Genomic DNA, 15,279 nt, shown 5'->3' on the forward strand with positions numbered 1-15,279 from the left:
CCATCTTAAGAACCTTCTGGTTTTTCATCCGCTTTCAGTCAGTTAGCCTAAAATGGTTAGGTCGATAACGAAAATTCAACTGAGAGCAGGGGAAAACACCATGCAAAATAAACTACTGATCGCTTCCGTTCTGGCTGCCACTGCAATGTTCACCGTGGCGGGCTGTTCGTCAAATCAGGCCGTAAAAACCACCGATGGTAAAACTATCGTTACTGACGGGAAACCGCAGGTGGATGACGATACCGGTCTGGTATCGTACAAAAACGCCGAAACCGGTCAAACTGAACAGATAAACCGTGACCAGGTTAAATCAATGGGTGAGCTGGATAACTAAAAAAAAGCAGTGGCACATGCCACTGCTTTTTTTGCGTCAGAATGATCGATTACCAGCGATGGTTTAACAAAATATGACCGCCGTAAGCGGCATAGCTGTTTTCACCCCACTCACCGCTGGCACGCAGGGAGATCGTTGTGGTTTCGTTCAGGTTGCCGGTTACGCCCAGCTCTAACTGACCACGATCTTCTGGCGTATCGTTGCTGACGGTTTCGTCGTTGAATGCCAGATCGTTTTGACCAGCACCTTTCAACCAGTTAACTGCGACGTATGGCTGCCAGGCATTGACGTCCTTCTGCTGGAAGTAGCTTGCTTTAACGCCAAGACGACCAAAGACGCTGTCATTGTCCAGCGTGGTTACGCGTACGCCGTCGCGATCGGTGTGATTTTCCTGATCGAGATAGCTGTAGATCACCTGCGCCTGTGGCTCGATCTTCCATGTACGTTCATTTTCAGACTGGATAACCCACGCGTGGCCGACTTCAACAGACGCGGCGAAACCTTCGCTATCGTAATCTTCATCGTTACGATTGCTGGTGACTTTGTTGTTGTACCAGCTATAAGCGGCCCAGGTATCAACGTAGCTGCCCAGACGTAATTTCTGATCTTCCTGCCAGGTGGCGTACAGCCCAACATTAAAGCCATCAACTTTACCCTGTGCGTCACGCACGTTGTGCTTCGCATCAGAGTGGGTCTTCGCCTGGCCTGCACCGAACATACCACCGGCACGCAGGATGCCGTTATCCATTGGCTTGCTCATGAAATCGCTGCCGACTTGCAGAACGGTGGTGGTGGTGTCGTAGCTGACTTTATCGCCACCCGCATCGTTCTCATGATAGCGACCCTTAACGTACATCCAGGTGTTCAGATCGTCTTCATTGCGGAAAGTGAGCTGGTCGCGATCGTCGCGCTTATGCAGGAACATGCTCTGCGCGGCAAGGTAGTTACCTAAGTAAGCACCCACTTCAGGTGCCATAACTTCCGGGGCACTGTTACCGCCGTTATCGGTGTTGCCGCCGTTATCGGTGTTGCCGCCGTTGTCGGTGTTACCACCGTTATCGGTGTTACCGCCGTTATCGGTGTTGCCGCCGTTATCGGTGTTGCCGCCGTTGTCAGTGTTGCCGCCGTTGTCAGTGTTGCCGCCGTTGTCGGTGTTACCACCATCATCGGCGTTACCACCGTCATCGGTGTTACCACCATTATCGGTGTTGCCACCGTCATCGGTGTTACCGCCGTCATCATTATTGCCACCGTCATCGGTGTCGTCGGAAGGATCATCAGAAGGCGTCGCCTTTGATTCCAGATACCAGTTTCCGTCACTGTGCTGGTAGAGGTTATATTCCCAGGCGCCTGCGACGACCGGTTTTGCCAGCGTCAGCTGGGCTTCGGAACTGCCGCCAATGCTGACAATTTCCATACCGTTAATGGTTTGCGCGCCTGCGCCGCCAATGTTGGTAATGCTGACGCCGGACTGACCGAAGCTGCTGCCCGTAATGGTGAGGTGGTCAGTTGGTGAGTTATCTTCACCCAGAGTGCTGTTCATCACAATCTGGCTACCGTCAGAGCCGGTGTAGTCGCCATTAATCGTAAAATTATTGCCAACGCTATTATCAGCCGCACTCAGCAACAGCGTGCCGCCATTAGCCACGTTGCCGTTGATGGTATCAACACCGGAAGCGCTGAGCGTGGAGTTACCCTGGACTGCATTCCATGCCGCCAGCGTACCGCCGCTAAGAATCGCGATGTTGTTGTTCACTTCGCCTGCGGTGGCAAAGGTCGCGCCGTTTTCAACGGTAACGGTGGCGTTACTGCCCTTGACGCCGAGCGTTGCTCCGGTGGAGACCAGCGTGGTGCCACCGTGCAGAACCGTATTCCCTGTATAGCTATTTTTGCCTGTCAGGGTCAGCGTGTTGGAATCAACTTTTTCGACGTTACCGCTACCGGTCATGTCGGTGGCGAAAGTGAAATCGCTACCCTGATTAAAAATGACGGTACCATTGTTGGTGAGCCCACCGCTGAGCGTCGCAGTTTTTTCGCCATCGCCCAGTTGCAGCGAGGCGTCTTTGGCCACCCGCGTATTACCGGTATTCGATACCGCACCCGACAGGGTTAACGCGCCAGTCTCTATCAGCAAGGAGTCGCCAGAGCCAATAATGTCGAGATCGCCCGACAGTGCCCAGCTTTCACCCTCCATTTTTACGCTGGCAAAACCGTCGCCTTCATTCAGACCCACGAAGTTACTGTCTTCCGTACCGGTGCCGATCAACGTCAGGGTATTTCCTCTGGAATTTGTGGATATTACGTCACCGATGAGGTTGGAGCCAGTGTCGAGCAGTAGCGTGTTATTTTTATCGCTGGCAAACATAATAGCGTTTGTTTCACCACTAATCGTTCCGCTATTTTTGATATCTAATTTTGCTGTATCTTTTACATTGATTCCGTACTGGGTTCCCTGCACAGTGGCACTGTTAAAAATCTTAGTGTTGCCATCATTTGCCGTAATAGCATCACCGTTTGTACCGATAATTTCGCCACTGTTATTAATGCCAATGCCAACCTGAGTACTAAGACCTGTTTTTCCTTTTATCGTTCCGGTACTGGTATTGGTAATATTTACTGCGGAGGAGTTTTCACTGACAAAAATGCCATTTTCCGAGCCAGTAATGTTTCCACTGTTATTAAAATCACCGAGTAGTGACTGAATATTCACCGCATTCGCGGTGGTGGAGGAAATGGTTGCGCCGATGTCGTTATTAATTACAATGCGCTGTACACCAGTATTTATATTCAGGCCATTTCCCGTGCCAGAAATATTCCCTTCGTTAGTGACATTGGTGAGAGCAAACCCAGAGACCGATACCGCCGCTTCACTACCGGCGGAGGAGATCGTCACGTTTTTATTAATAATATATTCAGCATCGGCTGAGAAATCTTGAGGAACAGAAGTTGATTGGTCAATCGTTGCAGAAAATGCAACCGCAGGGGTGCATATCAACAAGGCAGGAAATATCTTTCCAAGAGTTTTGGTTGTATGATTTAATCTAAAGAAATTGTTGCTCATGTACACATCCATTTGAGTGAGAAGGAACATTAGATAACGTGCGTAAAACGTATTTAGTCCGTCTTAAAGCGTGAGCTTAAAACAAAAAAGCATAAAATTATTATTTTTTCAATGGGTTATGTACAGGTTGATTTATTAAATAATGACTTAAGTTTCGCTAAAAATATCTGTTGATAATATGAATGGCCATAACTATTTTGTAGGATGAATTTGTCTCGCGTATCGCTCTTCGTGTTTAGCGCCACTGTCGCTGGTAAGGTGGGATGGGTTGCCAATACTTGCGTTTTACTTTTAACCGTTAGATAGCCCCTTTAAGTCGGGGTGGTAACTGTCTACACTCAATGCTACAAGAAAAGTAAAAGACAGGCATATTCATGGTTCTGATAATTTATGCGCATCCCTATCCGCAACATTCGCATGCGAATAAACGGATGCTTGAGCAGGCAAGGACGCTCGAAAACGTTGAGATACGTTCCCTCTATCAACTCTATCCTGATTTCAGTATCGATGTCGCCGCCGAACAGGAGGCGCTCTCTCGTGCCGATCTGATCGTCTGGCAGCATCCGATGCAGTGGTACAGCACACCTCCGCTGCTGAAATTGTGGATCGATAAAGTCTTGTCGCACGGTTGGGCATACGGACACAACGGCAAAGCGCTTCAGGGAAAAAGCCTGATGTGGGCTGTAACCACCGGTGGGGGTGAAAGCCACTTTGAGATTGGCGCTTTCCCCGGATTTGACGTGCTGGCGCAGCCGCTTCAGGCTACCGCCCTTTACTGTGGCCTGAACTGGCTTCCGCCCTTTGCAATGCACTGTACCTTTATCTGCGACGATGAAACCTTGCAGGCGCAGGCTCGTCACTACAAACAACGCTTACTCGAGTGGCAGGAGGGGCACAATGGATAGCCATACGATGATACAGGCGCTGATTTACCTCGGCGCGGCGGCATTAATTGTGCCCGTGGCGGTCCGTCTGGGGCTGGGCTCGGTGCTCGGCTATCTGATTGCCGGGTGTGTGATTGGCCCCTGGGGCTTTCGGCTGGTGACGGATGCCGAGTCAATCCTGCATTTTGCGGAAATCGGCGTGGTGCTGATGCTGTTTGTGATTGGCCTGGAATTGGATCCGCAGCGGCTGTGGAAACTGCGCGCCTCGGTGTTTGGCGGTGGCGCTTTGCAAATGCTGGCCTGCGGTCTGCTGTTGGGCGGGTTCTGCATTTTGCTGGGGATGGAGTGGAAAGTCGCAGAGCTGATTGGCATGACGCTGGCGCTCTCCTCGACGGCGATTGCCATGCAGGCAATGAACGAACGTAACCTGACGGTCTCGCAAATGGGGCGCAGCACCTTCTCCGTACTGCTGTTCCAGGATATTGCCGCCATCCCGCTGGTAGCGATGATCCCGCTGCTGGCAACCAGCGGCGCATCAACGACGCTGGGGGCATTTGCCTTATCTGCGCTGAAGGTTGTCGGTGCGCTGGCGCTGGTAATTCTTTTGGGGCGCTACGTAACGCGTCCGTTGCTGCGCTTTGTGGCTCGCTCTGGCCTGCGCGAAGTATTCAGCGCCGTTGCGTTATTCCTGGTGTTTGGTTTTGGATTGCTGCTTGAAGAGGCTGGGCTGTCGATGGCGATGGGCGCTTTCCTCGCAGGGGTCTTACTGGCAAGCTCCGAATATCGTCACGCGCTGGAAAGCGATATCGAGCCGTTTAAAGGATTGCTGCTTGGGCTGTTTTTCATCGGCGTCGGGATGTCTATCGACTTCGGGACGCTGGTAACCCACCCGCTGCGCATCATCATTCTGCTGGTGGGTTTCCTGGTCATTAAAATGGCGATGCTGTGGCTGATTGCCCGACCGTTAAACGTGCCAAAACCGCAACGCCGCTGGTTTGCCGTGCTGTTGGGGCAGGGGAGTGAGTTTGCTTTCGTGGTCTTTGGCGCAGCGCAAATGGCAAATGTACTCGATCCGGAATGGGCAAAAGCGCTGACGCTGGCGGTCGCGCTGTCGATGGCCGCAACGCCAATTCTGCTGGTGCTGCTGACGCGTCTGGAAAAAACGGGAAGCGAACAGGAGCGAGAAGCCGATGAGATCGACGAGGAGCAGCCTCGCGTGATCATCGCCGGATTTGGCCGCTTCGGGCAGATCGCCGGCCGTTTACTGCTCTCCAGCGGTGTGAAAATGGTTATCCTCGATCACGATCCTGACCATGTTGATACGCTGCGTAAATTCGATATGAAAGTGTTTTATGGTGATGCGACCCGGGCGGACCTGCTGGAATCCGCCGGGGCGGCGAAAGCCGAGGTGCTGATTAACGCCATCGACGATCCTGAGACCAGCATGCAGATGGTTGAGCTGGTTAAAGAGCATTTTCCGCATCTGACCATTATCTCCCGTGCGCGCGATGTGGATCACTACATCCAGCTGCGTCAGGCGGGGGTGGCAGCCCCTGAACGTGAAACCTTCGAAGGGGCGCTCAAATCTGGCCGCATGGCGCTGGAAAGTCTGGGGCTTGGTGCGTATGAAGCGCGTGAACGTGCCGATCTGTTCCGCCGCTTTAACCATGAGATGGTGGAAGAGATGGTGGCGATGGCGAGCAGTACGGCAACCGAACGCGCAGCGGTGTTTAAACGCACCAGCACCATGCTGACGGAAATCATCAACGAAGATCGTAATCACCTGTCGCTGGTTCAGCGCCACGGCTGGCAAGGGACGGAAGAGGGCAAGCATACCGGCGATCCTGCGGATGAACCGGAGAGTAAACCCTCTGCGTGAAGTGGAGTTGCCAGCAATATTAAAAAATTTCTAATTCTTTACCCTGCCGCCAGTCGACGAAAGATTAAGCTTTCCGTATAGTGGCGGCAATTTTTTGCATCCGGGAAATTTTCAATGATCAGTCTGATTGCAGCGCTGGCGGTAGACCGCGTTATCGGCATGGAAAACGCCATGCCGTGGAACCTGCCTGCCGATCTCGCATGGTTTAAACGTACTACGTTAAACAAGCCGGTAGTGATGGGCCGCCTGACCTGGGAGTCGATTGGTCGTCCATTGCCGGGTCGTAAGAATATTGTGATCAGTAGCCAGCCGGGCACTGACGATCGCGTGCAGTGGGTGAAATCCGTTGATGAAGCGATTGCCGCCTGCGGCGATGCCGAAGAGATCATGGTGATCGGTGGTGGTCGCGTGTATGAGCAGTTCCTGCCAAAAGCGCAGAAACTGTATCTGACGCACATTGATGCGGAAGTGGAAGGGGATACCCATTTTCCGGATTACGATCCGGACGAGTGGGAGTCCGTATTCAGTGAGTTTCACGATGCGGATGCGCAGAACTCGCACAGCTACTGCTTCGAAATTCTGGAACGTCGTTAACGTTTTTATCCTCTCCCCAAAGGGAGAGGATAAACATCTTCAGGAGGCGACCGCCTCTCCCTCGCCTAAATCCAGCTGTCGGTTGGATGGCTGGACAAAGTAGGTTTTATCTTCCCAGCGTAAGCAGGTTAAATCCCCGCCCCAGCAGCATCCGGTATCCAGCGCATAGATATTTTCCGGGGTGCCTTTTCCTTCCAGTGATGCCCAGTGCCCAAATACCACGCTATATTCGTTTGTCACGGGGCCCGGAATCGCAAACCATGGCTTAAGCGGCGCAGGGGCATTTTCCGGCGTATCTTTGCAATACATATCCAGCTGCCCGTTCGGGAAGCAGTAGCGCATCCGCGTAAAAGCATTGGTGATAAAACGTAGCCGCGCCAGGCCGCTGAGGTCATCACTCCAGTTATTCGGCATGTCGCCGTACATCGCATCGAGGAAGAACGGGTAGGAGTCGCTCGCCAGCACCGCTTCGGCGTCGCGCGCACAGGTTTTTGCCGTCTCAAGATCCCACTGAGGCGTGATGCCGGCATGAGCCATCACCAGCTTTTTCTCTTCGTCAATCTGTAGCAGTGGCTGGCGACGCAGCCAGTTGAGCAACTCATCGGCATCCGGTGCTTCCAGCAGGGGGGTAATGCGATCTTTCGGCTTATTACGGCTGATCCCGGCGTATACGGCCAGCAGATGCAGATCGTGGTTGCCCAGTACCAGCCGCACGCTGTCGCCCAGAGATTTGACGTAACGCAGGACGTCAAGGGAGCCAGGGCCGCGCGCCACTAAATCGCCTGTAAGCCAGAGCGTGTCCTGCCCGGGAGTAAAATCGACCTGTTTTAATAATGCGATCAGTTCATCGTAGCAACCGTGAACGTCGCCAATCAGATATGTAGACATTAGATTAATGAATAAGTGTAGGTACGGCGAGACGGAACACAGGAATAGCAATGCGGAAAGCATTACCGTCGGCATCGACCATTTCGTAATGGCCTTGCATGGTACCCAGTGGCGTTTCAATGACCGCACCGCTGGTGTACTGATACTCTTCGCCAGGGGCGATATGGGGTTGTTCACCGACCACACCTTCACCCTGGACTTCAATTTCGCGGCCATTGCCGTTGGTGATAAGCCAGTAGCGCCCGAGCAGTTGCACAGGCATCCGCCCCAGATTGCGAATGGTTACGGTATAAGCAAAGACAAAACGTTCTTCATCCGGTGTGGATTGGGACTCAATGTAGACGCTTTGAACCTGAACACAGACGCGGGGCGAATCAATCATGGCTTAGCTCTCCTTCGGCGGCGCATTGTCGCTGATGTAATTAGCCAGCTTGCAGTAGTGCTCTACGGAAATATTTTCCGCACGCATTGCCGGGTCGATGCCCAACTCAGCTAACACGTCAACGGTAAACAGATTGCCAAGGCTGTTACGAATCGTTTTACGGCGCTGGTTAAAGGCTTCAGTCGTGATACGGCTCAGCACGCGCAGGTCTTTGACCGGATACGGCATCGTTTTATGTGGCACCAGGCGCACAACCGCAGAATCCACTTTTGGTGGTGGCGTGAACGCGGAAGGCGGCACTTCTAATACCGGGATCACGTTGCAGTAATATTGCGCCATCACGCTTAAACGACCATACGCTTTACTGTTCGGCCCTGCAACCAGACGGTTAACGACCTCTTTTTGCAACATGAAGTGCATGTCGGCAATGGCATCAGTATAGCTAAACAGATGGAACATCAGCGGGGTGGAGATGTTGTACGGCAGGTTACCGAACACGCGCAGCGGCTGTCCCATTTTTTCTGACAGTTCGCCAAAGTTCATGGTCATCGCATCCTGCTGATAAATCGTCAGCTTCGGCCCGAGGAAAGGGTGCGTTTGCAGACGCGCGGCCAGATCGCGGTCGAGTTCGATAACGGTCAGTTCGTCAAGGCGTTCGCCTACCGGCTCGGTCAGCGCGGCAAGACCCGGGCCGATTTCGACCATGGCCTGGCCTTTCTGCGGATTAATGGCAGAAACGATACTGTCGATCACAAACTGATCGTTGAGGAAGTTTTGCCCGAAGCGTTTACGGGCTAAGTGGCCCTGATGGACTCGATTAGTCATTGAGTATTAACAATCATTTTGATGGCGAGATTAAGCGCCGTGATAAAACTGCCGACATCTGCTTTTCCCTGGCCTGCCAGATCCAGCGCAGTACCGTGGTCAACGGACGTTCGAATAAAGGGTAAGCCGAGGGTGATATTCACCCCGCGACCAAATCCCTGGTATTTTAGCACGGGCAGACCCTGATCGTGGTACATCGCGAGTACGGCATCGGCTTTATCCAGGTATTTGGGCTGGAAAAGGGTGTCGGCAGGCAGTGGCCCGCTGAGGTTCATCCCCTTCGCCCGCATCTCCTCAAGCACCGGAATGATGGTGTCGATCTCTTCAGTGCCCATATGTCCGCCCTCACCCGCGTGCGGATTCAGGCCGCAAACCAGCACATGCGGCTGCGGAATACCGAATTTGGTTTGCAGATCGTGATGCAAAATGCCAATGATCTCACGCAGGAGTTCAGGCGTAATGGCATCCGGAATGGCTTTGATCGGCAGGTGCGTTGTTACCAGCGCAACGCGCATTGCTTCGGTTGCCAGCATCATCACCACTTTCGGGCTGTGCGAACGCTCTTCGAAAAATTCGGTATGCCCGGTAAACGGAATGCCCGCGTCGTTGATTACGCCTTTATGCACCGGACCGGTGATCAGGGCGGCAAATTCGCCCTGAAGGCAACCGTCACAGGCGCGCGCCAGCGTCTCGACAACGTAGTGGCCGTTTTCGATGTGTAACTCACCGGGGACAACAGGTGCACGGAGCGGAACTGAAAGCAGGGTGAGAGTACCAGCCTGCTGCGGTGCGGGCTGTTGGCCTTCAACGTAAGGGAGGAGCGTTAAAGGCAGACCGAGCAAGGCTGCCCGGTCTTGTAACAGTGTTGCATCTGCGCAAACAACCAACTCTACCGGCCAGCTGCGCTGGGCGAGCTGAACCACAAGGTCAGGCCCAATCCCGGCGGGTTCGCCGGGAGTGATCACAACACGATGCGGTTTCATTAGTTGCTCAACACTTTCACGTAAGCGCTGGCGCGTTGTTCCTGCATCCAGGTTGCGGCTTCTTCAGAGAACTTACGGTTAAACAGCATCCGATACGCACGATCTTTCTGCGCCGCGTCGGTTTTATCCACGTTGCGCGTGTCCATCAGCTGGATCAGATGCCAGCCGAAGGAGGAGTGCACTGGCGCGCTCATCTGACCCTTATTCAGCTTCATTAACGCATCGCGGAAAGCTGGATCGTAAATATCCGCTGCCGCCCAACCCAGGTCACCGCCCTGGTTTGCAGAGCCAGGATCCTGAGAGAACTCTTTTGCCGCTTTATCGAAGGTGGTTTTACCGCTCTTGATGTCTGCGGCGATCTGTTCCAGCTTCGCACGGGCCTGATCGTCAGTCATGATCGGAGACGGTTTGAGCAGGATATGGCGCGCATGCACTTCGGTAACCGAAATGTTCTGGCTCTGACCGCGCAGGTCGTTCACTTTCAGAATGTGGAAGCCCACACCGGAACGGATTGGACCGACGATGTCGCCTTTCTTCGCCGTGCTCAGCGCCTGGGCAAACAGGGATGGCAGCTCCTGAATACGGCCCCAGCCCATCTGGCCGCCTTTCAGCGCCTGCTGGTCAGCAGAGTAGGTGATCGCCAGTTTGCCGAAGTCATCGCCATTACGCGCCTGCTCAACGATAGCGCGCGCCTGACTTTCCGCCTCAGCCGCCTGATCGGAGGTTGGGTTTTCCGGCAGTGGGATCAGGATGTGGCTCAGGTTAAGTTCAGTGCTGGCATCATTCTGATTACCCACCTGTTTCGCCAGGGCATCCACTTCCTGAGGCAGGATGGTGACGCGGCGACGGACTTCATTGTTACGCACTTCTGAAATCAGCATCTCTTTACGGATCTGATTACGGTAGGTGGCATAGCTGATGCCGTCATAGGCCAGGCGGCTACGCATCTGGTCCGGGGTAATGTTGTTCTGCTTTGCAATGTTAGCGATCGCCTGATCGAGCTGCTCGTCAGAGATCTTCACACCCATTTTCTGGCCCATTTGCAGGACAATCTGATCCATGATCAGACGTTCCAGGATCTGGTGGCGCAGCGTAGCGTCATCCGGAAGTTGTTGACCTGCCTGGCCCGAGTTGAGCTTTACAGATTTCATCAAACCGTCAACGTCACTTTCAAGCACGACGCCGTTGTTAACCACAGCCGCGACTTTATCGACAACCTGTGGGGCCGCGAAGCTGGTATTCGCAACCATAGCGACACCGAGTAGCAGCGTTTTCCAGTTCTTCATACTTTTTCCATTTCAATTAACCGCAAAGCGGATTACGTTGTAAATCAAGCACATTACAATGAACTACGATACGGCAGAATGTTCGAGCGCAGCATCTGCTGCGTGCCCAGACCGTAGTTAGAGCTCAGGCCGCGCAACTCGATATTAAAGCCAATCACGTTATCGTATTTGCCCTGACTGTTTTGCGTATCCCAGCCGTTAAGTTTGCGTTCGTAACCGACACGTATTGCGTAACAGCAGGAGTTATATTGCAGACCCAGCATCTGGTCAGCAGGTTTTTGGGTATTCGTGTCATAGTAGTAGGCTCCGACGACTGACCAACGATCGGCGATAGGCCAGCTCGCGGCGGTACCCACCTGTGAAATACCGTCTTTGTATGGGTCGGAAGTGGAATAATTAGGCAGTGTCGCCTGAATGTATTCCGGGCTGGCGTAACGGTATGTCAACTGCAACATACGGTCCTCATCACGACGATATTCGATGGCAGCGCTGCCCGTCGCGATATTGTCCAGTCGTGTATCGTACTGAACACCACCGCGCAGACCCCAACGATCCGTCATGCGCCAGTAAGTGTCGCCCGCCCATACCAGTGAGCCCGTTTTGTTGTCTTTCTCCCACTGAATTTTATCATCGCCAGTGCGTGATTCTGTGAAATAGTAGATTTGACCAACAGAAACGTTAAAACGTTCAACGGCAGCATCATCATAAACGCGCGTTGTGACGCCGGTCGTTAACTGGTTTGCTGACGCAATACGGTCAAGGCCACCGTAGGAACGATCGCGGAACAGGCCGCTATAGTCAGATTGCAGTAAGGACGAGTCGTAGTTTTGAATCTTGCTCTGATCGCGATAAGGCACGTACAGATACTGCATACGTGGCTCAAGCGTCTGGGTATATCCATCTGCGAGCATGCCCATATCGCGTTCGAAGATCAGCTTGCCGTCCATTTTAAACTGAGGGAGGACACGGTTTACTGAATCTGCAAGATCGTTCGCGTTGTTCGGATTCGCATTGTATTTATCAATATTTTTCTGCTGGTAGTGGGTGGCCATCACTTTGGCTTCGGTATTCAGGCTCGCCCAGTCGTTTGACCACGGCAGGTTGATCGTCGGCTCGATATGCAGACGCGTAGCTTCCGGCATATCTGAGTTGGTGTTGACGAAATGGACCGCCTGAGCGTAAACGTGCGTGTCGAAAGGACCCACATCGTTCTGGTACCAGTTCACGTCCAGCTGCGGCTCTGCACCGTAGGTGCTGTTTGTTTGCGTATCAAACACCTGGAACTGCTTGGTCGACACCGTTGCGTCAAAATTTTCAATGGCGTAGCCCACGCTGAATATCTGCGTGGCGTAACCGTCGGTACTGGACCCGTATTTAGAGTCGAAGTCGTTGAAGTAATACGGATCGCTGACTTTGGTGTAGTCGATGTTGAAGCGCCAAACCTGATCCATTACCCCGGCGTGCTGCCAGTAGTACATCCAGCGGTGCTTATCACCTTCGCTCGGATGTTCGTCCTGGAACACCTTATCTGATGGCAGATAATCAAACTCCATCAGACCCGCGCCCGCTTTGGTCAGATAGCGGAATTCGTTCTCCCACATGATGTTACCGCGCTTATGGATGTAGTGCGGCGTGATCGTGGCGTCCATGTTGGGCGCAATGTTCCAGTAGTACGGCAGGTAGAACTCAAAGTAGTTCGACGTGCTGTACTTGGCGTTCGGGATCAGGAAGCCTGAACGACGTTTGTCACCCACAGGCAGTTGCAGGTAAGGACTATAGAAAATGGGCACCGGGCCGAGTTTAAAACGGGCGTTCCAGATCTCCGCAACCTGTTCTTCACGGTCGTGGATCACTTCGCTGCCCACAACGCTCCAGGTATTTGACCCTGGCAAACAGGACGTAAACGAGCCGTTTTCGAGAATGGTGTAGCGGTTCTCGCCGCGCTGCTTCATCAGGTCTGCGGTACCGCGCCCCTGACGACCGACCATCTGATAATCACCTTCCCAGACGTTGGTGTCTTTGGTATTCAGATTCGACCAGGCTTTCGGACCTTTCAGGATGACCTGATTGTCGTCATAGTGCACATTACCCAGCGCATCCACCGTACGGACAGGCGCCTGAGCACCTTCCGGCTGCTTCTGGTGCAATTGCACTTCGTCAGCCAGCAGACGGCTGTTACCCTGGTTAATATCGACATTGCCCGTAAAGGTTGCATTGTCAGGATAATTACCTTTTGCGCTGTCGGCATTAATGGTGACGGGTAAGTCATTCGTATCGCCTTTCACCAGTGGGCGATTGTAACTTGGGACGCCAAGCATACACTGCGAGGCGAGATCGGCTGCGAGCCCCTGTTGGCTGTACAGGGCGGTGCCAATCATTGTGGCCAGAAGGGTGGGGATACGTTTTTTCATACGTTGTATTTTATTGTTCCGTCATCAGTGGCTACGGCTTACAAACGCTCAGAGACTATCTTACTCATCAGCGCAGTACCAGCGTTAATCCTGCCCGTTTGCGCGCCAGAGTGTTAGGCTCGCTATCGAATGACGAGTATGATAATGCAAATTATAGGCGATGTCCCTCAATTGACCGTGGCGCGACCACTGTAATGATGGCGTTGCGTCGGCCAGGAACATGACCATTCGGGGAGTATATGCAGTATTGGGGTAAAATAATCGGCGTTGCGTTCGCAATTATTATGGGTGCCGGATTCTGGGGTGTTGTTCTTGGCCTCATTATCGGCCATATGTTTGATAAAGCACGCAGCCGCAAAATGGCCTGGTTTGCCAACCAGCGCGAGCGCCAGTCACTCTTCTTCTCCACCACCTTCGAGGTGATGGGGCACTTAACCAAATCAAAAGGGCGCGTAACGGAAGCCGATATTCAGGTTGCCAGCGTCTTTATGGATCGCATGAATCTGCACGGCGAATCCCGCGTCGCGGCGCAGAATGCATTCCGGATTGGTAAAGCGGATAACTACCCGCTGCGTGAAAAAATGCGGCAGTTCCGTAGCATCTGCTTCGGGCGCTTTGATTTAATTCGGATGTTTCTGGAAATTCAAATCCAGGCCGCCTTCGCGGATGGCTCTCTGCATCCGAATGAACGGGACGTCCTGTATGTGATTGCTGAAGAGCTGGGCATTTCCCGCATGCAGTTCGATCAGTTCCTGCGCATGATGCAGGGCGGCGCGCACTTTGGCGGCGGTTATCAACAGCAATCGTCCGGTGGCGGGTGGCAGCAGGCGCAGCGTGGCCCTACGCTTGAAGATGCCTGTAATGTCCTCGGCGTGAAGCCCTCTGACGATGTCACGACCATCAAACGCGCCTATCGTAAGCTGATGAGCGAGCACCATCCGGATAAGCTGGTGGCGAAAGGCCTGCCGCCTGAGATGATGGAGATGGCGAAACAGAAAGCGCAGGAAATCCAGAAAGCCTACGAGCTGATTAAAGAGCAGAAAGGTTTTAAATAAAAAAATGGCCCGACAGTGTCGGGCCATTTTTTCAGAAGTCCACCGGGGCTTTGAACGTCATGGCGTTGCCGAAAGCAGGGTGGGTGATGGTGAGCGTCTGCGCATGCAGTTGCAGGCGCGGCGCTAACGCCAGCGCTTCCGGCGGCGCATAGAATCTGTCACCCAGAATCGGGTGACCCATCGCAAGCATATGCACACGCAGCTGATGGGAGCGCCCGGTAATCGGCTTCAGCAGGACGCGCGCGGTATTATCCGGCGCGTACTCCAGCACTTCATACTCGGTCTGCGCAGCCTTGCCGGTTTCATAACACACCTTCTGCTTTGGCCGGTTCGGCCAGTCGCAAATCAGCGGTAAATCCACCAGCCCTTCCGCCTGCGCCGGATGGCCCCACACGCGGGCGACATACTGCTTCTTCGGCTCGCGCTCGCGGAACTGACGCTTCAGCTCACGTTCTGCCGCCTTATTAAGAGCCACCACAATCACGCCGCTGGTCGCCATATCCAGACGATGGACAGACTCGGCCTGGGGATAATCGCGCTGGATACGCGTCATCACGCTGTCTTTATGCTCTTCCAGACGCCCCGGCACGGACAACAGGCCGCTCGGCTTGTTAACCACCATAATGTGCTCGTCCTGATACAGAATGACCAGCCACGGATCCATCGGGGGATTGTAGGGCTCCATTACCATTTTGCG

General features: G+C 53.4%; 13 protein-coding genes. 5 read left to right on the plus strand and 8 right to left on the minus strand.

The features are described from left to right. The first annotated feature begins 100 nt into the window (after nucleotides 1-100). On the plus strand, nucleotides 101-334 hold the full coding sequence (locus tag L2Y28_RS03390) for a YgdI/YgdR family lipoprotein (RefSeq protein ID WP_003856439.1): 234 nt from the start codon (nucleotides 101-103) through the stop codon (nucleotides 332-334). Between the two features lie 49 nt (nucleotides 335-383). Here L2Y28_RS03390 and L2Y28_RS03395 read toward each other — a convergent pair whose 3' ends face one another. Then, complete coding sequence (locus L2Y28_RS03395) at nucleotides 384-3,407, minus strand: autotransporter outer membrane beta-barrel domain-containing protein (protein ID WP_369702455.1); 3,024 nt, start codon at nucleotides 3,405-3,407, stop codon at nucleotides 384-386. A 362-nt stretch (nucleotides 3,408-3,769) separates the two neighbouring features. Between L2Y28_RS03395 and kefF the strand changes: the two genes are divergently transcribed. From kefF to folA, 3 genes are all read left to right on the plus strand, one after another. Continuing rightward, the gene (kefF, locus tag L2Y28_RS03400; RefSeq protein WP_022647015.1) at nucleotides 3,770-4,300 is read left to right on the plus strand and encodes a glutathione-regulated potassium-efflux system oxidoreductase KefF; all 531 of its coding nucleotides are present in this window, start codon (nucleotides 3,770-3,772) and stop codon (nucleotides 4,298-4,300) included. After that, entirely contained in the window at nucleotides 4,293-6,158 is a 1,866-nt protein-coding gene (kefC, locus tag L2Y28_RS03405; protein WP_022647016.1) for a glutathione-regulated potassium-efflux system protein KefC, read from the plus strand. Before kefF ends, kefC begins: the two co-directional genes overlap by 8 nt. A 114-nt stretch (nucleotides 6,159-6,272) precedes the next feature. Then, complete coding sequence (folA, locus tag L2Y28_RS03410; RefSeq protein WP_003856431.1) at nucleotides 6,273-6,752, plus strand: type 3 dihydrofolate reductase; 480 nt, start codon at nucleotides 6,273-6,275, stop codon at nucleotides 6,750-6,752. Between the two features lie 39 nt (nucleotides 6,753-6,791). Here folA and apaH read toward each other — a convergent pair whose 3' ends face one another. The 6 genes from apaH to lptD are packed head-to-tail and all read right to left on the minus strand — an operon-like array spanning nucleotide 6,792 to nucleotide 13,527. Continuing rightward, on the minus strand, nucleotides 6,792-7,640 hold the full coding sequence (apaH, locus tag L2Y28_RS03415) for a bis(5'-nucleosyl)-tetraphosphatase (symmetrical) ApaH (RefSeq protein WP_022647017.1): 849 nt from the start codon (nucleotides 7,638-7,640) through the stop codon (nucleotides 6,792-6,794). A 4-nt stretch (nucleotides 7,641-7,644) separates the two neighbouring features. Then, complete coding sequence (apaG, locus tag L2Y28_RS03420; protein ID WP_003856425.1) at nucleotides 7,645-8,022, minus strand: Co2+/Mg2+ efflux protein ApaG; 378 nt, start codon at nucleotides 8,020-8,022, stop codon at nucleotides 7,645-7,647. Between the two features lie 3 nt (nucleotides 8,023-8,025). Then, entirely contained in the window at nucleotides 8,026-8,847 is an 822-nt protein-coding gene (gene rsmA / locus L2Y28_RS03425; protein WP_022647018.1) for a 16S rRNA (adenine(1518)-N(6)/adenine(1519)-N(6))-dimethyltransferase RsmA, read from the minus strand. Then, a complete protein-coding gene (pdxA, locus tag L2Y28_RS03430; protein ID WP_022647019.1) occupies nucleotides 8,844-9,830 on the minus strand; it encodes a 4-hydroxythreonine-4-phosphate dehydrogenase PdxA in 987 nt (328 codons plus the stop codon). Before pdxA ends, rsmA begins: the two co-directional genes overlap by 4 nt. After that, nucleotides 9,830-11,116, minus strand: a complete 1,287-nt coding sequence (surA, locus tag L2Y28_RS03435; RefSeq protein ID WP_003856417.1) for a peptidylprolyl isomerase SurA — start codon at nucleotides 11,114-11,116, stop codon at nucleotides 9,830-9,832. The genes pdxA and surA overlap by 1 nt, the downstream gene beginning before the upstream one ends. Nucleotides 11,117-11,169: 53 nt before the next feature. Further along, nucleotides 11,170-13,527, minus strand: coding sequence for an LPS assembly protein LptD (gene lptD, locus L2Y28_RS03440; protein ID WP_022647020.1), 2,358 nt, complete (start codon nucleotides 13,525-13,527; stop codon nucleotides 11,170-11,172). A 239-nt stretch (nucleotides 13,528-13,766) separates the two neighbouring features. Between lptD and djlA the strand changes: the two genes are divergently transcribed. After that, nucleotides 13,767-14,582, plus strand: a complete 816-nt coding sequence (gene djlA, locus L2Y28_RS03445) for a co-chaperone DjlA (protein WP_023299305.1) — start codon at nucleotides 13,767-13,769, stop codon at nucleotides 14,580-14,582. Between the two features lie 31 nt (nucleotides 14,583-14,613). On the opposite strand, the gene rluA is transcribed toward djlA, so the two are convergent. Beyond that, nucleotides 14,614-15,273, minus strand: a complete 660-nt coding sequence (gene rluA / locus L2Y28_RS03450; RefSeq protein ID WP_003856412.1) for a bifunctional tRNA pseudouridine(32) synthase/23S rRNA pseudouridine(746) synthase RluA — start codon at nucleotides 15,271-15,273, stop codon at nucleotides 14,614-14,616. Nucleotides 15,274-15,279: the final 6 nt, after the last annotated feature.

This window comes from Enterobacter sp. JH25, from assembly GCF_021725435.1.
GTDB lineage: Bacteria > Pseudomonadota > Gammaproteobacteria > Enterobacterales > Enterobacteriaceae > Enterobacter > Enterobacter intestinihominis.

Excerpts from the sequence above, each read along its gene's own strand:
- L2Y28_RS03390 (WP_003856439.1), top strand. The coding sequence starts at position 101 with ATGCAAAATAAACTACTGATCGCTTCCGTTCTGGCTGCCACTGCAATG.
- L2Y28_RS03395 (WP_369702455.1), bottom strand. The coding sequence starts at position 3,407 with ATGGATGTGTACATGAGCAACAATTTCTTTAGATTAAATCATACAACC.
- kefF (WP_022647015.1), top strand. The coding sequence starts at position 3,770 with ATGGTTCTGATAATTTATGCGCATCCCTATCCGCAACATTCGCATGCG.
- kefC (WP_022647016.1), top strand. The coding sequence starts at position 4,293 with ATGGATAGCCATACGATGATACAGGCGCTGATTTACCTCGGCGCGGCG.
- folA (WP_003856431.1), top strand. The coding sequence starts at position 6,273 with ATGATCAGTCTGATTGCAGCGCTGGCGGTAGACCGCGTTATCGGCATG.
- apaH (WP_022647017.1), bottom strand. The coding sequence starts at position 7,640 with ATGTCTACATATCTGATTGGCGACGTTCACGGTTGCTACGATGAACTG.
- apaG (WP_003856425.1), bottom strand. The coding sequence starts at position 8,022 with ATGATTGATTCGCCCCGCGTCTGTGTTCAGGTTCAAAGCGTCTACATT.
- rsmA (WP_022647018.1), bottom strand. The coding sequence starts at position 8,847 with ATGACTAATCGAGTCCATCAGGGCCACTTAGCCCGTAAACGCTTCGGG.
- pdxA (WP_022647019.1), bottom strand. The coding sequence starts at position 9,830 with ATGAAACCGCATCGTGTTGTGATCACTCCCGGCGAACCCGCCGGGATT.
- surA (WP_003856417.1), bottom strand. The coding sequence starts at position 11,116 with ATGAAGAACTGGAAAACGCTGCTACTCGGTGTCGCTATGGTTGCGAAT.
- lptD (WP_022647020.1), bottom strand. The coding sequence starts at position 13,527 with ATGAAAAAACGTATCCCCACCCTTCTGGCCACAATGATTGGCACCGCC.
- djlA (WP_023299305.1), top strand. The coding sequence starts at position 13,767 with ATGCAGTATTGGGGTAAAATAATCGGCGTTGCGTTCGCAATTATTATG.
- rluA (WP_003856412.1), bottom strand. The coding sequence starts at position 15,273 with ATGGTAATGGAGCCCTACAATCCCCCGATGGATCCGTGGCTGGTCATT.